This window comes from Mycobacterium sp. IDUB_39 (assembly GCF_055419205.1).
The window spans coordinates 1-18,184 of sequence record NZ_JBVAXF010000012.1 but is presented as its reverse complement, the minus strand read 5'-3'; the positions used below and the strand labels follow the sequence as shown (position 1 = coordinate 18,184).

Sequence of the window (18,184 nt, the reverse complement as noted above, 5' to 3'; positions counted from 1 at the left end):
TTGCCCCCGCGTTTCAGAACTGCCAAGCTGATTTGCCATGCAGGCAAAGCCGCAGGATGACGTCGACACTCGCGTCCGCCGCCGACTACGCGAGTTGCGCACTCAGCGTGGACTCACGCTGGAGGAGGTGGCCACCCGCGCCGACATCGACGTGTCGACACTGAGCCGCCTCGAATCCGGCAAGCGCCGACTGGCACTCGATCACCTGCCCCGCCTCGCGTCGGCGCTGTCGGTCACCACTGACGACCTGATGCGCGCACCCGAGGCCGACGACCCCCGGGTCCGCGGCGCCTCGCACACCAGGGACGGCGTCACCTATTGGCCGCTCACGCGCAGCGGCCCCGCGGGAGGCCTGCACACGTTCAAGATCCGGGTGAGCACGCGACGCCGCACACCCCCCGACGAGCTACCCGTGCACGACGGGCAGGAGTGGCTGTACGTGTTGTCGGGGAACCTGCGCCTCATCCTCGGCGATCGCGATTTCACCATCAAACCCGGTGAGGCGGTGGAGTTCTCGACGTGGACACCGCACTGGTTCGGCGTCGTTGACGGCCCGGTCGAGGCGCTCGCGATATTCGGGCCGCGCGGCGAGAAGCTGCACGTGCAGACCTGACTACAGGTACGAGGTCTGATTCACCAGTCGCACCGATGCCACGCCGTCGGGGTAGAACTCGGCGATGGACAGCGAGGCGAGATCGAGGTGCATCCGGTACAGGACACTCGGACCGGCGTCGAGCGCGAGCCGCAGGACGGTCTTGATAGGCGTCACGTGCGACACCACCAGGACGGTCGCGTCACCGTGCTCGGCAATGATCCGGTTGCGGGCCCGACGCACCCGGTGGGCGACCTCGTCGAAGCTCTCACCGTCCGGCGGCGCCAGACTGGTGTCGCGCAACCACCGACTGTGCAGGTCGGGATCACGCTCGGCGGCCTCACGAAACGTCAGACCCTCCCACTTGCCGAAGTCCGTCTCGATCAGGTCGGCGTCGATCGTGACGTCCCGACCCAGGGCTTTGGCCGCGGCCTCTGCGGTCACCGTGGCACGCCGCAGCGGTGAGCTGATCACCGCGGCTATGTCGCTCCGCCCGGCGAGGTACTGCGCGGCGGCGTCGGCCTGACTCTGACCGAGATCGGTCAGCGCCGGATTCCCACGACCGGAGTAGCGCCGCTCAACCGACAACTCGGTCTGGCCGTGGCGCAACAGGAGAAAACGCGTCGGAGCGCCCATCGCTCCCGTCCATCCTGGAGATGATGTCGATTGATCCGCCGTCGCAGCGGTTTTCGGGGCGGCCGGCTGGGACGTCAGCGCCTTCGCTGCCGCGTCCGCTGCTGCATCCATCGCCTCGTTCGCCAATTGGTCGGCGTGCGAGTTCTTGGCGCGCGGGATCCAGGAGTAGGTCACCCGGTCGAAGTCGGCGGCCAGCTCACGGGCACGCCCGTGCAGCGGGATCATGTCGACGTGCTTGACCCGCCAACGGCCGGTCATCTGCTCGACGACGAGTTTGGAGTCCATCGACACCGCGACCTCCGTGGCGCCGACATCGGCGGCGGCTTCCAGACCCGCTATCAGACCTCGGTATTCGGCCACGTTGTTGGTGGCGATCCCGATGGCCTCCTTGCGCTCGGCGAGCACGCTCTGCCGGTCCGCGGACCACACCACTGCACCGTATCCGGCGGGCCCGGGGTTCCCGCGCGATCCGCCGTCGGCTTCGACCAATACCTTCACTACATCGAACCCTTTTGCCGCAGAAGGATCGCCCCGCACTCGGGGCACCTCAGCACGTCGTCCTCGGCCGCCGCAGCGAACCTCGACATATCGGCGCGGTCGATCTCGATCCGGCACGCGCCGCACCGCCTGCCCTGCAGGACACCGGCTCCCGGACCGCCGAGGGCGCGCTGCCGTTCGTAGAGGGCCACCAGGTCCGCGTCGATCACGGCTGCGATCTGGGCGCGGCGCAGGGCCATCGTCTGTCGCGCGGCGTCGATCTCCGCGAGCGCCTGGTCGCGGGCCACCTGCGCCTCGGTGACGAGACCCTGAAGTTCGCCGATCGCGCGCAGCTGCGCAGTCTCCTCGTCCTGCAGTTCCTCGCGCCGTTGCATGACCTCGATCTGCGCGTCCTCCAGGCTGGACTGGCGCCTCTGCAGGGTCTCCAACTCGTGTTGAAGTTCGGTGAGCTGCTTGGCATTGACGTTGCCCGCGTCGAGCATCGCCCGGTCGCGATCCTCGCGTTGGCGCACGGAGTCGATCTCCGACTCGAACTTGGCGACCTCACCGTCGAGGTCCTCCAGGGCTAGCTGGAGGGTCGCCAGTTTGTCACTGGCATCGCGGTGCTCGGCGGCGACCACGTCGAGCCGCTCCTGCTCCGCGAGCTTCTTGGCTCGGTGATCGAGCCGACTGATATCGGCGTCGAGTTCGGTCAACTCGATGAGCGAACGTTGCTGGGCGGCTTCTGCCTTCATACTTCTCTCTCGACATTCCAGGGGTCGGTACGGATGGAACTCACCCGCACCGGGAGCGATGCGCCGAAGTGGCGCGTCAGGATCTCAGCTGCTTGACCACACCACGGGTACTCACTCGCCCAGTGCGCGACGTCGACGAGCGCGACGTCAGAGGTCCGCCGGTGCTCGTCCGCCGGGTGGTGGCGCAGGTCTGCCGTCAGGTAGGCCTGCACCCCGGCCGACGCTACGGCATCGAGCAGCGAGTCACCGGCACCACCACACACCGCGATGCTCGACACCATCGCATCGGGGTCACCCGACGCCCGCACTCCCCACGATGTCGCGGGCAGCGCCGCGGCGACGCGGGACACAAAGGTCGACAGCGGCTGGGGCTGCGGCAACGCGCAGCTTCGGCCGATTCCCACGCCGGTGGGCAGTGGCGCCATGGCGAACACGTCGAACGCCGGCTCCTCGTAGGGATGCGCGGCCCGCAGCGCGGCCAGAACGTCGGCGCGCAGGCCGGCGGGCGCGACCACCTCGACCCTGTCCTCCGGCACCCGCTCGATCGACCCGACCCGTCCGATCGCCGGCGAGGCGCCGTCGTGCGGCAGGAACTGGCCCGTCCCGGCCACAGTCCAGCTGCAGTGCGAGTAGTCGCCGATGCTGCCCGCACCCGCGGCGAACAGGCCCTCGCGGACAGTGTCGGCGTTCTCGGCGGGCACGTAGACGACCCACTTGTCGAGACGGCGCCCCTCGGCTGCGGGTGACAGCACGCCGCGGACCTCGAGCCCGAGTGCCTCAGCCAACGCGTCGGACACCCCGGGGGCGGCGGCATCGGCATTGGTGTGTGCGGTGAACAGCGCGCTTCGACCACGGATCAGCCGGTGTACCAGCGCTCCCTTGGCCGTGCCCGCCGAGACGGTGTCCACGCCCCGCAGCAGCAGGGGGTGGTGGGCGAGCAGCAGGCTTGCCTCTGGCAGTTCGGCGACGACCTCGGCCGTGGCGTCCACCGCAACCGTCACCGACTCGACCACGTCGGCCGGGTCACCGCAGACCAGGCCCACCGAGTCCCAGTCGAGCGCCAGGGCAGGCGGATACGCCGCATTCAGCACGTCGATGACGTCGGACAGCCGCGCGCTCATTGCATCGCCTCGACGATCGCCTCGAGCAGCACCGGCCATTCCTCTCGCACCGCGGCACGCAGATGGGAACCGTCCAGGCCGACGAATGTGTCGCAGCGACGGACGGCGATCCCCTTGGTGTCCAACCTCTTTCGGACAAGCTCGGCATCGGGGACGACGAAGAGCAGATACGGCGCGCGGCCGTCGATCACCTCGATGCCCGCGGCGGTGAAACCAGCCGCCATCTCGCCGCGCAGCACCGCCAGCCGGGCCGCTGCATCGGCGGCCTCCGCGACGGCCGCCGGCTCGTTGCACGCCGCGATGGCCTCCAACTGCAGCGTCCCGAGCGCCCAGTGTGGGCGGGTCGCGGTCATGCGAGCCAGCACCTCCGGGTCACCCAGCAGATAGCCAACGCGCAGCCCCGGCAGCGACCACGTCTTGGTGAGGCTGCGCAGGACCACCACGTCGGGCAGGGCGAGGCCGGCCAGCGACTCGGGCTCCCCGGGGATCGCGTCGGCGAACGCCTCGTCCACGGCCACGATGCGTCCGGGGCGGCGCAACGCCAGGATCTGTTCCCGCGTGTGCAGCACCGCCGTCGGATTCGTCGGGTTGCCCACCACGACCAGGTCGGCGTGATCGGGCACGACGGCGTCGGCCAGGGTGAACGGCGGTCGGAGTGCGACGTGCTCGAACGGCACCCCCGCGGCCGCGAGCGCCGCCTCGGGTTCGGTGAACGACGGTGCGATGAGTGCGGCCATCGCGGGCCGCAGATGCGGCAGCAGTGCGAAGCCCTCGGCACCGCCTGCAAGCAGTGCGACGTGATCGGGGTCGCGGCCGTGGCGCGCGGCGACGGCTTCGGTGGCCCGTCGCTGGTCCTCGGCACTGGGGTAACGCCCCAGCTCACCGAGCCGGGCCGCCAACCGGTCGAGCAGCCACGTCGGCGGGCCCGCGGCACGCACGTTGACGGCGAAGTCCAGCATGCCGGGCGCCGCGGCCTCATCGCCGTGGTAGCGCGCCGCCGTACGGATCCGACTTGCCACATCACGACCCTAGTGCGCGGCTGCCGGGGCCAGGCACGGGGACGACCGGCGACATCGGGGACAATGGAGCCGTGAGCGCTCAGTTGGTGATCTTCGACCTCGACGGCACGCTGACCGACTCGGCCAGCGGCATCGTGGCGAGCTTTCGGCATGCCCTGGAACAGGTGGGCGCCACGGTCGGCGCCGTCCCCGACGTCGATCTGGCGAAGATGATCGTCGGACCCCCGATGCATGTCACGTTGGCCTCGATGGGGCTCGGTGACCGGGCGGATGAGGCGATCGCGGCCTACCGCGCCGACTACCGCTCCCGCGGTTGGTCGATGAACTACGTTTTCGACGGGATCCCGGCGCTGCTGGCCGACCTGCAGGCCGCCGGTGTGCGTCTGGCCGTGGCGACGTCGAAGGCCGAGCCGACAGCGCGCCGCATCATCGAGCACTTCGGCCTCGACGATCACTTCGAGGTGGTGGCGGGCGCCAGCGTCGACGGTGTCCGCTCCTCGAAGGCCGACGTCGTCGCACATGCACTGGCGCAACTCGAGCCGTTACCGCCGGGCGTGGTGATGGTCGGTGACCGCCGCCACGACGTCGAGGGGGCAGCCGCCCACGGCATCGGCACCGTGGTGGTGGACTGGGGTTACGGCGCTGACGACTTCGACGGGCAAGATGAGATGACCGACCGTCGCCATGTCTCGACGGTCGCCGACCTTCGGGAGGTGCTCGGTGTCTGACTCCAGTCCGGCGGTGCTGCACGTCACCTTCGTGTGTTCGGGCAACATCTGCCGCTCCCCCATGGCCGAGAAGATGTTCGCCCATCAGATCGAGGAGCGCGGCCTGTCCGGCGCGGTACGCGTGAGCAGCGGCGGTACCGGCGGCTGGCACGCAGGCAACCCGGCTGACGAGCGCGCCAACCACGTGCTGGCCGGCCACGGGTATCCCACGACGCACAACGCCGCGCAGGTCGACGATGACCACCTGGCCGCCGATCTCGTCGTCGCGATGGGACGCAACCACGTTCGGATCCTGCGCGACCTCGGTGTGCCCGCCGATCGGCTGCGGATGCTGCGGGCGTTCGACCCGCGGTCGGGCGCTCACGCGCTCGATGTCGAGGACCCCTACTACGGCACGAGAGTCGACTTCGAGGACGTGTTCACCGTGATCGAGGCGTCGCTGCCCGGGCTGCACGACTGGGTCGACGAGCAACTGAGCGTCCGGAGCGTGGCGGACCGATGAAGCGCTGGGCGTTCCTATTGCGGCCGCAATGGTTGGCCCTCTATGTCGTCGTCATCGGCTTCGCCTATCTGTGCTTCACCGTGCTCGCGCCGTGGCAGCTGGGCAAGAACACCAAGACCACACGTGAGAACGCGCAGATCTCGAGTTCTCTGACGTCAGAGCCTGTGCCGGTGACGAGCGTCCTGCCGCAGCAGGACTCGAAAGCGCCCGACGACGCCTGGAAACGCGTGACGGCGACAGGCCGGTATCTCCCCCAGGGCCAGGTGCTCGCGCGGCTGCGTTCCATCGACGGCGAACCGGCGTTCGAGGTGTTGACGCCCTTCGCGGTGGACGGCGGTCCGAACGTGCTCGTCGACCGCGGCTACATCAAACCCATTGATGGCAACAAGGTGCCCGAGTTCGCCGCCGCCCCCACCGAAACCGTGACCATCACGGCGCGGCTGCGGGACTCCGAGCTGCTCGCGCTCGGCAAGGAGCCGTTCCACCAGGACGGCGCGCTGCAGGTGTACTCGATCAACACCGACCAGATAGCCCAGGTCACCGACATTCCGCTCGCGGGTTCATACCTGCAGCTCGTCGAGGACCAGCCCGGCGGTCTGGGTGTGATCGGGCTGCCGCATCTCAACTCGGGCCCGTTCCTGTCCTACGGCATCCAGTGGATCGCGTTCGGCATCATCGCACCCCTCGGGGTCGGCTACTTCGTCGTCGCCGAGTACAAACAGCGCCGCCGCGACAAGGCCGCCGCCGATAGTTCGGCCTCAGCCGCGGCATCGGCGTCGGCCGCCGGTGAGCCGGTGACGCGCACCAAGGACGAGAAGCTCGCCGACCGCTACGGCCGACGGCACTGATTGCCGACGGCGGCGATCAACGACGCCGTCGCGACCGCACCGCACGCCGCGGCCGCCTGCACCGCCCGCGAGAGTCGCACCGAGGCAGACAGGTCCGCGACTTCTGGTGGTCGGCCATCGCCGAGTGTCGGCCGGATCTCGAGGCGGTGCGCGTACTGCGTCGGTCCGCCGAGGCGCACCCCGAGGGCGCCGGCGAAGGACGCCTCCACGACACCCGCGTTGGGGCTCGGATGACGTGCCCCGTCACACCTCCACGCCGTCAATGCCCCGCAGGGTGAACCGCCCGTGACTGCCGCACACCCGGCCACCAGCACACCCGATACCCGCGCGGGCAGGTAGTTCAGCACGTCGTCGAATCGCGCTGCGGCCCAGCCGAACTTGGCGTAGCGCGGCGACTTGTGCCCGATCATCGCGTCCAGGGTGTTGGCTGCGCGGTACACCAGCAGTCCGGGGACCCCTGCGACCGCACCCCAGAACAGCGGTGCGACGGCCGCGTCGGAGGTGTTCTCCGCCACCGACTCCAATGCGGCCCGGGTCAGGCCATCGAAGTCCAGCGAGGCGGGGTCACGTCCGCACAGGGACGGCAGCAGTTCGCGCGCCCCATCGAGATCGGCGCAGGCGACTCGGTCCGACATCTGGGCTCCGGTGCGCGCCAGCGATGTACCGCCCAGCACGACGAACGTCGCCGCCGCGGTCGACACCGTCGTCCAGATCGGGCCGCGCCGCGCCGCGGAGCGATCGACCGCGAGGCCCGCGGCGAGCAGTGCGCCGACCAACACGCTGGTGTGCGCGGCACCCGCGGCACGACGGTCGGCGTAGGTGAGTCGTTCCAGGCTCGCAGCGGCGGTACCGAACCATGCCACCGGATGGCCGCGGCGGGGGTCGCCGAGGGCCAGATCGATCAGGTATCCGAGCGCGAGACCCGCCGCGCGACCGCGGGATCTCGGCGCAAGCACCCCGGCAGCGTCTCACGAGGTGGTGTACTCGATTTCATGAGGTTCGGACCGAGTTCGAAGCCGTCGCGCGTCGTGCACCTACTCAACCCCGCCGCCGCGCTGTTGCCCGCGGCCAATGTGATCATGCAACTGTCGGCGCCCGGTGTCGGTTACGGGGTGCTCGAGAGCCCCGTCGACAGCGGCAACGTCTACAAGCATCCGATCAAGCGCGCCCGCACCACCGGCACGTACCTCGCGGTCGCCACGATGGGCACCGATGCCGACCGGGCCCTGATTCGCGCCGAGGTCAACAGGGCGCACGCCCAGGTCCGCTCCAGCGCAACCAGTCCGGTGCGCTACAACGCGTTCGATCCGCAGCTGCAGCTGTGGGTGGCCGCCTGCCTCTATCGGTACTACGTCGACATGCACGAGTTCCTGTACGGACCACTGAGCGACGACGCTGCCGACGCGGTGTACGACGACGCCCGAAAGCTGGGCACGACCCTGCAGGTGCGCGAGTCGATGTGGCCCGCGGACCGGGTCGCGTTCGAGGAGTACTGGAAGCACTCGCTGGATGGGTTGCAGATCGACCCACCGGTCCGCGAGCATCTGCGCGGAGTCGCGGCGTTCGCGTTTCTTCCTGCCCCGCTTCGAGCCCTCGCCGGGCCGTTCAATCTCTTCGCCACGACGGGATTCCTGCCCGCGGAGTTCCGCACGCTGATGCAGCTGGACTGGACGCCGGTTCAGCAGCGCCGCTTCGAGTGGCTGCTGTCGGCACTTCGTCTCGCCGACCGCGTCATCCCCCGCGACGTCTGGCTGCTGGGCTACCAGACCTACCTGTGGGACATGCGATCTCGGGCACGCCGCGGCAAGCGGGTCGTCTGACACGTCAGTGATGCACCCAAGCCGCTCAATTGAAGGATTGCACGCGCCCCGCCAATACCGCTGTCCACTCCCTGAGGTACCGGTCATCGGATATCGGCGCCTCGCTCCGGCGGAAGAGATCCGTCGCGAACCGCTCGCCGAGGATGCTGTTGATGCCAAGTGCGGCTAGGACTTTGGCCTGCTCGGACGATGCCCGTGGCGCCCACGCGGTGATCCAGCCCGAGAGCTCCTCGATGAGCGAGTCGACGAGCGCGGCATAGGCGGTGTCGAGGCGCTCAGACAGTCCCGCGGGCGTGCGCGCGGCGATCTGCAGCAGTTCGGATTCCTGGTCGATCACCGTGAGCAGGTAGCGGCCCAGGACGGTCAACTCACTGTGCAGGTCCCCCAGACCCGCGAAGAGTGCGCGAATGTCAGCCATCGCGGCACGCCGGTCGAGCTGCCGGTCGATGCCTGCGACGAGCAGGTCGTCCTTGGACTTGAAGTGGCGATACAGCGCGCCCGAGCCTGCCGCCAGACCGGCGGCCGCCTCGATCTGAGACACGCTGGTGGCCTCGAAACCCTTGTCACTGAACAACCGCATCGCCTCGGTGAGCAGTCGCTCCCGTGTGGATGCCGGTGCAGTCATTGACTCCTCCAAAGTGGTCACTTACCGTCTGTACGGAACCACTTTACTTGACTGTTCGTGGAAGTGGGAGGGACCGAATTGCCATCTCGAGACGAGCCCGTTACGCAGGGTCGGATTCGACGAACCATGCCGCTGGCCGGATTCACCGCCCGCGCGGCCGGCGGTCGTCTCATCGCCGGTCTCCAGAAACGGGCGGGCGACGACGACGCGGTCGACCGCTTCCACGAACGCACCGCCGAGCGCTACACCGACCTGCTCGGTCACTCCAAGGGAGTGCTGATGAAGGCCGGTCAGATGATGTCGATGGTCGAGGCCGAGGAGCTCGGGACGGGTGGATTCGCGCCCTACCAGAAAGCCATGAGCCGACTGCAGGCTGACGCTCCGCCAATGCATCCCGCGCTGGTCCGTGAGGTTCTTGATGCCGAACTCGGTTCCGCCGTCGAATACTTCGCCGAGTTCATGGAAACTCCGATGGCAGCTGCGTCCATCGGACAAGTCCACCGCGCTGTTCTGCGCGACGGCCGTGCGGTTGCGGTCAAGATTCAGTATCCCGGTGTGGCGCAGGCCATCCGCGATGATCTGGCCAACACAGAGCTTCTGGCGACGTTTCTGCGTTTCATGACCTCGGCGGCGGGGATGAAGATGGACATTCGTGCCGTAGCGCGCGAGGCCGCGGCGCGGATCTCCGAGGAGGTGGACTATCGACACGAAGCAGCCACCATCTCAACATTCAGCGAGCTATACCGCAGCCACCCGTTCATCCGGGTTCCCGACGTCGTCCCCGAGGCGTCCGGCGATCGGGTGCTGACGATGACCTACCTCGAAGGGATGGACTGGGCCGCCGCCCAACAGGCCGATCAGGACCTGAAGAACACGTGGGCCGAAGCCATCATCCGGTTCAACCAGAGCAACTTCCGTCACGCCAATCTTCTGCACGCCGACCCGCATCCCGGCAACTACCGTTTCAACACCGATGGCGCCGTGGGCTTCGTCGACTTCGGCTGTGTAAAGATCCTGCCCGAACTGGAGCGGTGGCGAGTGGTCGCCATGTTCCGCGCAGTCATGGAGGGGCGCACCAACGATTACCGCGACCTCATGGTGCAGGCCGGCTTCCTCGACAACGAGTCGGACCTCACCGCTGACGAGCTGTACCAGTGGCAGGCGGAGGCGCTGTATGAGATTTTCGAGGCGCCTCAGCCGGCGACCTACTCACCGCAGACAACGCGGCGCGTCCTCCATGGCTACTTCGGCGCGCGTGGCCCTGACCATCCGATGGGCCGCATGAACGCGCCGGACGATTACGTGTTCGCCGGCCGCAGCACTTTCGCCCTCAACGCGGTGACCGCCGGCTTGGGCGCAACTCTGCCCATGCGCGCCATCATGGACGACATCGACGGTGTCACCGAGCCGATCACCGAACTCGGCAAGCTGCACCACGCATGGGTGCGCGAACGCGGCCTGCCCGGCGCCCTGGATCAGCATGACCACCCCTGAGATCGCGGCGCCGCGACTCCCCTGGGACGCCGCCGACCCCTATCCGTTCTACGAGACACGGCGCCGCGACGGCGATGTCGTGTGGGACGACACCGCGCACGCCTGGCTGATCCTCAGCCACGACGCCGCCCGCGACGTGCTCGGCGGACGGGACTGGGTCAGCGACCCCCGAGCCAACGCGGCCATATCCGCCGCGACGCCCATGATCAGCTCGGCATTCGTGGACGCCAGCATGCTGTTCACTGACGGCCCGGTCCATGACAGGTTGCGCAGCGCCGTGCGGGATGTGTTCAGCCGCTCCTTCATCGGCGGACTCGAAGCGGGTGTCGAGTCGATCTGTGTTGACGCGGTCTCGAGGACTCCCACCGACGTTCCCGTCGACGTCATGTCGGAGATCGCGCTCCCGCTACCGGTCGCCGTCATCGGAGCCTGGCTGGGTCTGGACCCCGAGCAGTGCGCCGCGCTGCGCGAGCACTCCCCGGCCATAGTCCGGATCCTGGGCGGCTTCGCCGATCAACACGACCTCGAGGAAGGTCTGGCCGCGGCCGCGGCGCTGATCGCCGACTTCCTGCCCGCGGCTGCCGACCGACGCAGCCATCCCACCGACGATCTACTGAGCTTCCTGGCCGCAGACGCCGACCTCACCCTCGACGAGGTCGTCATCACCGCCATCCTGATCGCCGTCGCCGGCCACGAGACCACCGCCAATCTGCTCGGCGCCAGCCTCGTCCGGCTGCTCACACCGACGACCGACGGCACCCGCCTGGCCGACCACATCGACCAGGCCGATCCCGCGGTTCTCACCGAACTGCTGAGGCTCGACGCTCCTGTACAGGCCACCGCACGCACCGCCACCGCAGACCAGACCGTGTCCGGCATCGACATCCGCCGTGGTGAAACAGCTCTGGTGTGCATCGCCGCCGCCAACCGAGACCCCGCCGTCTACCGCCAGCCCGACCAGTTCCGCCCCGGCCGAGCCGGACCCGCACCGCTGAGCTTCGGCTACGGCGCGCACTACTGCCTGGGCGCTGCGCTGGCGCGGCTCGAAACGACTGCGGCCCTGCAGCACATCCTGCGGCGTCGGCCCGTACTCGCGGGTGACCCCACCTGGCGCGACACCCCCGCCATCCGCGGCCCACTGACCATCCCGGCTGTGTTCACAAAAAAGTAGGGCGACCAGGGCATTCTGCGATCACAGGCATGCTGGTCTCTATGGACGATGTGCTTGAAACGGATCCCGCGACCTTCCTCGACTTCGACCTCGATGAGTTTCGGTCGTTGCGCGAGGAGTTCTCGCGGTTCATGTTCTCGTACAAGTTCGGCATGGAGGAGATCACCACCAAAGTCGGAATCCTTCAACAGGAGTTCCAGCACCTGCAGCAGTACAACCCGATCGAGCACGTGACCAGCCGGCTCAAGACGCCCGAGAGCGTCCTCGACAAGATCCAGCGCAAGAACTGCGAGTCCCGGTTCGAGACAATCCGCGAGACGATCACCGACATCGCCGGTGTCCGCATCACGTGTTCCTTCACCTCTGATGTCTATCGGGTGTCCGAGGCCCTCACCCGGCAGGACGACCTCACAGTTCTACAGGTCAAGGACTATGTACGTCAGCCGAAGGCGAACGGCTACCGCAGCCTGCATCTCATCCTGGAAGTCCCGGTCTTCTTGTCCACCGGACCCGTCACCGTCCCGGTGGAGGTGCAGCTACGCACCGTTGCCATGGATTTCTGGGCCAGCCTGGAACACAAGATCTACTACAAGTTCGATGGCGAAGTGCCGCCGGACATCTCACGCAGCCTCAGCGATGCCGCGGCCACCGCTGCGCGATTGGATGACGAGATGGAGCGCTTACATCGCGACGTGCATGGTGATCTGCCGCCGGTGCCGGTCGAACTCGCGCGGGGCGCCATTCCGATGTCAGATTCCGTCATCGCCCGCCTCGTGCGGCAGCAAGGCGGCATCCCAAATCTGACATGAGAGTTCTGCCATCTCGGCGGTTCACGCTTGGCGCGGGTCGCAGGTTGTAGAGTTTTCGGTTGTGGCACTTGACTATCGGCGACCGTGAGTGACCCCGACCCTGATCAACCGTTGTCTGCACTCGTTTCCGGTGCAGCCGGCATGCTGGTGCCATTCATAGCAGGAGCAGAACCGGAAGCTGATCCAGTGGTGCGGGACGTGGTCCTACATGAGCCCGGCACGCAGTCTGACTACAGCGGCAGCATTGTGCTGGTCAGCGCACGCATCGAGGATCGCTTCGCACTCGGGTCACTACTGGACGAGGTTGGGACGGCCGCGGCCCTCGTCCTTCCGCCGGACGCGACGAGAGATATTTCGCTGCTGCAGGACAATCAGATCCATCTGTTCCGGCGGTCCCCGTGGGTCGGATGGACCGAGCTCTTCAGTGCCCTCATTCGGCTTCTCGGGGCCGGGCGCATCGTCACACCGGCCCCGCAGGTGGACAACTTGCAGGCGCTGGCCCACTGGATCAGCACCAGGAGCGGGGCACCAGTGACGATCGAGGACCTGGATTCGCGTGTTCTCGCATACTCGGTCGTCGACCACGACGTCGATCCCATCCGGAATCAGACGATCCTGGGGGGTGCGGTACCCGCATGGCGGGTCGAGCGGTTGATGGCCACAGGATTCCTGCCCGCGATCTGGCGATCCGACGACGTGGTGGTACGCAATGCCGAGGCCGACGACCCGGCGCGCATGGTGGTCGCCCTGAGGTCCGGAAGCGAGACCCTGGGCACGATCTGGGCGGCGCTGAACGACGACACCGACCGTGAGGACCTACGACAGCTGCTCTTACAGGTGCGCCAGCCCGCCGCCGCCATGCTGCTCCGAGAGGTTCACCGCGACCAATACGAAAGGCGGCTTCAGGAGTCGGCGCTGGTCGACCTGCTTTCGCATGGGGTCGATCCCGGGGTTCCCGCTGCGCTGCTCGGGCTGCAACCTGATGCCAGACATGCCGTGGTCGCGCTGGGATTGGACACTCCCTCGTCTCGTTCGCTGATGTTCCATATTCAGGCGCTGCGAAACGGGGCGAGGACGGCACAAGTGGGCTCCGACCTGCTCGTCGTCCTACCGCTTCTGGCCGGCGAGGCCGGGGAGCCGGACCTGGCCAGTTGGCTGACGGAGCAGCTGGCTCGAGTTTCACGCGGCCGCGCGGGCTTGGTGTCGGTCGGACCTGCTGTCTACGCCCTGTCGGACCTGCAGGTTTCCGCACGGGTCGCTCGGCAGGTCCTCGACGCCGCTTCGCTGCAAGATGCGGCCCAGCTGCCCCCGGCGCGCGGTGGTCCCACGGTCATCACGGCAGCTGACGTGCCGGACGCGCTGACCCTGATCTTGGCCGCCGACCTCCTGGCTCCGATGGCACACGCCATCGCCGAACCACTGGAGACGCTCCGCCAGCACGACAGCGACCACGGAACCTCATACGTCGACACCGTCGCGGCAGTTCTTGCACATCCGGGAAATCTCGCCGAAGCGGCCCGCGAGTTGGGGATTCACGCCAATTCACTGCGGTACCGACTGGAGCGGATCGGCGTGGTCTCCGGTATCGAAGTGCAGTCATCGGTGGCGCGGCTTCGGGTTGCCCTCGGCCTGCTGGTGTGGGGGCGGGATCAGGCTCGTCGGGCTGAGCCCCCCGTGGAATCTGACGAAAATCGTGGTCGCCCTTAGTGCATTTCGGAGATGCTGACCCAGCTGTCATGAGTGACCCTCAGTATCGACAGAAGATCCGTGGATAATTCCTCATCCCACGCGACCGGCACAGAATGGTCCTTCTTCATAGGGTTTCAGCTGTGATTTCTGGAACAACGTGTGGTGGACACGTCCTACCCCACCCCGACACGCTGCTGCGCCGCCGCGACGAGGTCGTAGCCGGTGTGGCGGGGCGAGGGTTCCTCGACGACCTGCACCCGCTGTGCGGGGTCATCGACCTGGACACACTCGATGAGCTGATGCGCACTCTGAGCGAGACCTACCCGGCGGGTATGCCGGCGCTGCACACCATTGCGGCGAAGGCGATCACCCTGCGCCCGGTCCTGACGCGGTTCGCGCAGGCGGGATTCGGATGCGAAGTAGCCAGTCCGGGCGAGCTGGGGCTGGCCCTGGCCGCCGGCTTCCCTGCGGATCGGATCGTGCTCGACTCCCCAGCCAAGACCACAACGGAAATCACGAGAGCCCTCGAACTGGGTATCTCGTTCAACGTCGACAACTTCGAGGAACTCGCGCGGGTCGACGAAGCGATCGGGCGAGTGGGAGGTCACCGATCGATCATCGGCGTGCGGATCAATCCGCAGACCGGAGCGGGTGCCATTGACGCCATGAGTACCGCGACTACGACGTCCAAGTTTGGTATCGGGCTGGCGGATCACCGCGAACGCCTCATCGATGCGTTCGTCTCCCGGCCGTGGCTGACCCAGCTGCACGTGCACAGTGGCTCCCAAGGGCTGAGCCTCAGGCACGCCGCCGAGGGTGTGCGCAATCTCGTGGACCTTGCCCAGGAGATCGCCATCCGCGTCGGTATCCAGCAAGTTCAGCGAATCGATGTTGGAGGTGGGCTCCCGGTCAACTTCGACTCGGACGACATCACACCGACCTTCGCCGATCACCGTGCCGCCCTGGAGTCCGTCGCACCCGAGTTGTTCGATGGGACATACACTTTGATCACCGAGTTCGGTCGGGCGTTGACGGCCAAGGCCGGCACCACAGTCACCCGTGTCGAGTACACGAAGGTCACCGGCGGCCGGCCGATCGCCGTCACCCACGCCGGTGTGCAGGTCGCCACCCGCACGGTCTTCGCGCCGGACGCGTGGCCGCTACGGATCGACGTCTACGACGCAGCAGGGCGGCGTCGGCACGACGAGCGACTAGTCCAGGATGTGGCCGGCCCCGCGTGCTTCAGCGGTGACATGCTGGCCGTCGGCCGCGAACTCCCGCGCATTCACTCCGGCGACCTGGTGGCCATTCCGGAGACCGGCGGCTACTACTTCTCCAGCCACTTCTCCTACAACGCGCTGGGGCGACCGGCCGTCTACACGATCGAGACCCCCTCTGATTCCGACGCAGCCGGCCACCGGCGCTGGTCACTAGCTCGTCGCGCTCAATCCATCGACCAGATCGTCGCCGAGTCCGGCGAGCCGTCTCTCGTGCCCCTGCCCTCTGCATCACTGTCCCCGTCAACCCCATCGGAATGAGTTCTCACGTGTCTTCAACCACCGAGCCCCAGTCGGGCCTCGCCAGGTCGCTGAAAACGCGGCACATGACGATGATCGCCATCGGAGGCGCCATCGGTGCCGGGCTGTTCGTCGGTAGCGGAGCGGTCATCAAGACCGCAGGACCCGCGGCCATCGTCTCGTACTGTCTGGCAGGCGCTCTGGTTCTGTGCTCGCTACGCATGCTTGGCGAGATGGTGGTCGCCAAGCCCAAGGCCGGGTCGTTCGCCGACTACGCCCGCATCGGCATCGGACCGTGGGCAGGGTTCACCATCGGCTGGCTGTACTGGTACTACTACGTCATCATCATCGCGGTGGAGGCCGTGGCCGGCGCACAGATCCTGCACGTGTGGGTCGGGTTACCGCTGTGGGTGATGGCCATGCTGCTGATGGTTGTGATGACCGCCGTCAACCTCATCTCCGTGAAGTGGTTCGGCGAGTTCGAGTTCTGGTTCGCGAGCATCAAGGTGGCGGCCATCGTCGCGTTCATCACGCTGGGCGTGCTCTGGGTGCTCGGGGTCTGGCCGGGTGACTCGGGTGGCCTGGGCAATCTGGTCAACCACGGCGGGTTCATCCCGAACGGATTCGGATCGATACTGGGTGCGGTCGTGGTGGTGATCTTCGCGTTCGGTGGAGCCGAGATCGTCACCATCGCCGCCGCGGAGAGCGCCGAGCCCGCCAAGTCGGTGGCCAAGGCCACCACCGGCGTGATCTGGCGGATCATCCTCTTCTACGTCGGCTCGATCTTCCTGGTCGTGTGCATCCTGCCCTGGAGCGACGGATCGGTGCTGTCCAGTCCCTACGTCGCCGCCCTGGACAAGCTGGAGATCCCAGGGGCCGCCATGATCATGAACTTCGTCATCCTCACCGCCGTGCTCTCCGTGCTGAACTCCTCCATCTACACCTCGTCTCGCATTCTGCGGGTTCTCGCGTCGCACGGTGACGCACCGCAGTGGCTCGTGAAGACCGACACCCGCCGCGTTCCGGCACGTGCCGTCCTCGCCAGCACGGTGATCGGATGGATCTCGGTGGGGCTCGCCTACTTCGCCCCCGATTCCCTGTTCCTGTTCCTGGTGAACTCCTGTGGCGTGGTCGCGATCTTCATGTACGTGATGATCGCCGTGTCGGAATTGCGGGTGCGTCGCACGATCGAGCGCGAAGACCCCTCCCAGTTGACCTTGCGGATGTGGTTCTTCCCGTATCTGACCTACGCGGTCATCGTGGCCTACGCGATCGTCCTGGCAGCCATGGTGTTCAACGCCGATCAGCGCGTGCAGCTGGCCGCCAGTGTGTTCAGCTTGATCGTGGTCCTGATCGCGTACACGCTGCGCAAGCGGTTCGGCAGAGTCCCCGTCGACGCCGAGGTGCCGGAACTCGACGAAGTCGCATGAGCCTCTTCGCTCAGGCCTCATCCTGGCTGCCCAACACGGCGACGGTGTCGGTGCACGTCAAGGACCTGACCACCGGCGAGACTCTGTGGCAACACGATTCGCATCGGGTGCTCAAGACAGCCAGCGTTGGAAAAGTATTCCTGTTGGCAGAGGTGGCACGGCGATTCGAGGACGGAACGTTGGACCCGGACGAGATCGTCGTCGCCACGGCTGAGGACCGGGTGGCTGACTCGGGCATCCTCTACCTGCTGCGGCAGCAACACCAACGGATTGAAGACCTCTGCCTGTTGGTCGGGGCCGTCAGCGACAACATGGCAACGAACATGTTGTTACGCCGACTCGGGCTTGAGGTCGTGCAAAGCGCGACACGGGATCTCGGGTTCACCGAGAGCGGACTACGGGACATAGTCCGGTTGGACCGTCCCAAGAACGATCCACTGACCCTCTCCCGAGGCAACGCCGCGGAGCTGTGCGAATTCGTCGCCCGCGTCGACGCCGGCACCATCCACAGCGCCGCAGTATCCGAGCGGGTGCGGCGCTGGCTCGGCGTGAACACCGACTTGTCGATGGTGGCGCAGGCGTTCGGTCTCGACCCCCTGGCTCACACCGACGCCGACCACGGTTTCGAGCTGTGGAACAAGACCGGAACCATCTCGGACGCGCGGATCGATATCGGCTGTGTCGGGCACACCGCCAGCGGGCGCAGGGTCGCCTACGCCGTCCTGGCCAACTGGACATGGGGTGAGGACCATCGCGACCCAGTGCTGGCGGCCATGGGGCGCATCGGCCTCGCCGTCCGACAGCATCTGGCGCGCTGAGCGCCGGAACGCGGTGACAACTGCCCCGACTTCTGCGTGAGCGTCGTGGTTCTGCGCTCAGTCTCAATCGGTCGCTGCAACACCTGAGTTGGTTAGGGGTGTTGTTCGATGGCGTTTCGTAGGCAGGGCAGCA

The 18,184-nt window shown here is 67.2% G+C and carries 18 protein-coding genes; 12 read left to right on the top strand and 6 right to left on the bottom strand.

Going from position 1 to position 18,184, the window contains the following annotated elements:
• The first annotated feature begins 37 nt into the window (after positions 1-37).
• Positions 38-613, top strand: coding sequence for a helix-turn-helix domain-containing protein (locus ACZY0X_RS29615; protein WP_463775495.1), 576 nt, complete (start codon positions 38-40; stop codon positions 611-613).
• On the opposite strand, the gene ACZY0X_RS29610 is transcribed toward ACZY0X_RS29615, so the two are convergent.
• From ACZY0X_RS29610 to cobC, 4 genes are read right to left on the bottom strand one after another with little or no spacing between them, the layout of a single operon-like run.
• A complete protein-coding gene (locus ACZY0X_RS29610; RefSeq protein ID WP_463775493.1) occupies positions 614-1,726 on the bottom strand; it encodes a bifunctional RNase H/acid phosphatase in 1,113 nt (370 codons plus the stop codon).
• Positions 1,726-2,460: a zinc ribbon domain-containing protein gene (locus ACZY0X_RS29605; RefSeq protein ID WP_463775492.1), complete on the bottom strand. Its 735-nt coding sequence runs from the start codon at positions 2,458-2,460 to the stop codon at positions 1,726-1,728. Before ACZY0X_RS29605 ends, ACZY0X_RS29610 begins: the two co-directional genes overlap by 1 nt.
• Positions 2,457-3,581 (bottom strand): Nif3-like dinuclear metal center hexameric protein, encoded by a 1,125-nt coding sequence (locus ACZY0X_RS29600; RefSeq protein WP_463775491.1) that lies wholly within the window; start codon positions 3,579-3,581, stop codon positions 2,457-2,459. The genes ACZY0X_RS29605 and ACZY0X_RS29600 overlap by 4 nt, the downstream gene beginning before the upstream one ends.
• Positions 3,578-4,600: an Rv2231c family pyridoxal phosphate-dependent protein CobC gene (cobC, locus tag ACZY0X_RS29595; protein WP_463775489.1), complete on the bottom strand. Its 1,023-nt coding sequence runs from the start codon at positions 4,598-4,600 to the stop codon at positions 3,578-3,580. Before cobC ends, ACZY0X_RS29600 begins: the two co-directional genes overlap by 4 nt.
• A gap of 71 nt (positions 4,601-4,671) precedes the next feature.
• Here cobC and ACZY0X_RS29590 point away from each other — a divergent pair, with 71 nt between their 5' ends.
• From ACZY0X_RS29590 to ACZY0X_RS29580, 3 genes are read left to right on the top strand one after another with little or no spacing between them, the layout of a single operon-like run.
• Positions 4,672-5,328, top strand: a complete 657-nt coding sequence (locus ACZY0X_RS29590) for an HAD hydrolase-like protein (protein WP_463775488.1) — start codon at positions 4,672-4,674, stop codon at positions 5,326-5,328.
• Entirely contained in the window at positions 5,285-5,830 is a 546-nt protein-coding gene (locus tag ACZY0X_RS29585) for a low molecular weight protein-tyrosine-phosphatase (RefSeq protein ID WP_463775486.1), read from the top strand. Before ACZY0X_RS29590 ends, ACZY0X_RS29585 begins: the two co-directional genes overlap by 44 nt.
• On the top strand, positions 5,827-6,678 hold the full coding sequence (locus ACZY0X_RS29580; protein WP_463775485.1) for an SURF1 family cytochrome oxidase biogenesis protein: 852 nt from the start codon (positions 5,827-5,829) through the stop codon (positions 6,676-6,678). Before ACZY0X_RS29585 ends, ACZY0X_RS29580 begins: the two co-directional genes overlap by 4 nt.
• Here the strand turns inward: ACZY0X_RS29580 and ACZY0X_RS29575 are convergent.
• A complete protein-coding gene (locus tag ACZY0X_RS29575) occupies positions 6,660-7,634 on the bottom strand; it encodes a cobalamin biosynthesis protein (RefSeq protein WP_463775484.1) in 975 nt (324 codons plus the stop codon). The two genes, ACZY0X_RS29580 and ACZY0X_RS29575, sit on opposite strands and share 19 nt — an antisense overlap.
• A 36-nt stretch (positions 7,635-7,670) precedes the next feature.
• On the opposite strand from ACZY0X_RS29575, the gene ACZY0X_RS29570 reads away from it, so the two are divergent.
• Positions 7,671-8,498 carry an oxygenase MpaB family protein gene (locus ACZY0X_RS29570; protein WP_463775483.1) on the top strand — a complete coding sequence of 276 codons (828 nt, stop codon included), beginning with the start codon at positions 7,671-7,673 and terminating at the stop codon, positions 8,496-8,498.
• A 25-nt stretch (positions 8,499-8,523) separates the two neighbouring features.
• Here the strand turns inward: ACZY0X_RS29570 and ACZY0X_RS29565 are convergent, their stop codons facing one another.
• A complete protein-coding gene (locus ACZY0X_RS29565; protein ID WP_463775481.1) occupies positions 8,524-9,123 on the bottom strand; it encodes a TetR/AcrR family transcriptional regulator in 600 nt (199 codons plus the stop codon).
• 126 nt (positions 9,124-9,249) lie between these two features.
• On the opposite strand from ACZY0X_RS29565, the gene ACZY0X_RS29560 reads away from it, so the two are divergent.
• The 7 genes from ACZY0X_RS29560 (at position 9,250) to ACZY0X_RS29530 (ending at position 18,051) form a co-directional block, all read left to right on the top strand.
• Complete coding sequence (locus ACZY0X_RS29560) at positions 9,250-10,617, top strand: ABC1 kinase family protein (protein WP_463775480.1); 1,368 nt, start codon at positions 9,250-9,252, stop codon at positions 10,615-10,617.
• Positions 10,604-11,788: a cytochrome P450 gene (locus ACZY0X_RS29555; protein WP_463775478.1), complete on the top strand. Its 1,185-nt coding sequence runs from the start codon at positions 10,604-10,606 to the stop codon at positions 11,786-11,788. The genes ACZY0X_RS29560 and ACZY0X_RS29555 overlap by 14 nt, the downstream gene beginning before the upstream one ends.
• A gap of 41 nt (positions 11,789-11,829) precedes the next feature.
• The gene (locus ACZY0X_RS29550) at positions 11,830-12,597 is read left to right on the top strand and encodes a GTP pyrophosphokinase (protein WP_463775476.1); all 768 of its coding nucleotides are present in this window, start codon (positions 11,830-11,832) and stop codon (positions 12,595-12,597) included.
• Positions 12,598-12,795: 198 nt separating this feature from the next.
• Positions 12,796-14,304 carry a PucR family transcriptional regulator gene (locus tag ACZY0X_RS29545; protein WP_463775475.1) on the top strand — a complete coding sequence of 503 codons (1,509 nt, stop codon included), beginning with the start codon at positions 12,796-12,798 and terminating at the stop codon, positions 14,302-14,304.
• Between the two features lie 122 nt (positions 14,305-14,426).
• Entirely contained in the window at positions 14,427-15,824 is a 1,398-nt protein-coding gene (locus tag ACZY0X_RS29540) for a type III PLP-dependent enzyme domain-containing protein (RefSeq protein WP_463775474.1), read from the top strand.
• A gap of 8 nt (positions 15,825-15,832) precedes the next feature.
• Complete coding sequence (locus tag ACZY0X_RS29535) at positions 15,833-17,233, top strand: amino acid permease (protein ID WP_463775472.1); 1,401 nt, start codon at positions 15,833-15,835, stop codon at positions 17,231-17,233.
• The gene (locus ACZY0X_RS29530; protein WP_463775471.1) at positions 17,230-18,051 is read left to right on the top strand and encodes a serine hydrolase; all 822 of its coding nucleotides are present in this window, start codon (positions 17,230-17,232) and stop codon (positions 18,049-18,051) included. Before ACZY0X_RS29535 ends, ACZY0X_RS29530 begins: the two co-directional genes overlap by 4 nt.
• Positions 18,052-18,184 lie beyond the last annotated feature (133 nt).

What these genes read in the sequence shown, in the direction of transcription:
- ACZY0X_RS29605 (WP_463775492.1), bottom strand. Translation starts at nt 2,460, where the DNA reads ATGAAGGCAGAAGCCGCCCAGCAACGTTCGCTCATCGAGTTGACCGAA.
- ACZY0X_RS29555 (WP_463775478.1), top strand. Translation starts at nt 10,604, where the DNA reads ATGACCACCCCTGAGATCGCGGCGCCGCGACTCCCCTGGGACGCCGCC.
- ACZY0X_RS29570 (WP_463775483.1), top strand. Translation starts at nt 7,671, where the DNA reads ATGAGGTTCGGACCGAGTTCGAAGCCGTCGCGCGTCGTGCACCTACTC.
- ACZY0X_RS29560 (WP_463775480.1), top strand. Translation starts at nt 9,250, where the DNA reads ATGCCGCTGGCCGGATTCACCGCCCGCGCGGCCGGCGGTCGTCTCATC.
- ACZY0X_RS29585 (WP_463775486.1), top strand. Translation starts at nt 5,285, where the DNA reads ATGTCTCGACGGTCGCCGACCTTCGGGAGGTGCTCGGTGTCTGACTCC.
- ACZY0X_RS29550 (WP_463775476.1), top strand. Translation starts at nt 11,830, where the DNA reads ATGGACGATGTGCTTGAAACGGATCCCGCGACCTTCCTCGACTTCGAC.
- ACZY0X_RS29600 (WP_463775491.1), bottom strand. Translation starts at nt 3,581, where the DNA reads ATGAGCGCGCGGCTGTCCGACGTCATCGACGTGCTGAATGCGGCGTAT.
- ACZY0X_RS29565 (WP_463775481.1), bottom strand. Translation starts at nt 9,123, where the DNA reads ATGACTGCACCGGCATCCACACGGGAGCGACTGCTCACCGAGGCGATG.
- ACZY0X_RS29530 (WP_463775471.1), top strand. Translation starts at nt 17,230, where the DNA reads ATGAGCCTCTTCGCTCAGGCCTCATCCTGGCTGCCCAACACGGCGACG.
- ACZY0X_RS29580 (WP_463775485.1), top strand. Translation starts at nt 5,827, where the DNA reads ATGAAGCGCTGGGCGTTCCTATTGCGGCCGCAATGGTTGGCCCTCTAT.
- ACZY0X_RS29615 (WP_463775495.1), top strand. Translation starts at nt 38, where the DNA reads ATGCAGGCAAAGCCGCAGGATGACGTCGACACTCGCGTCCGCCGCCGA.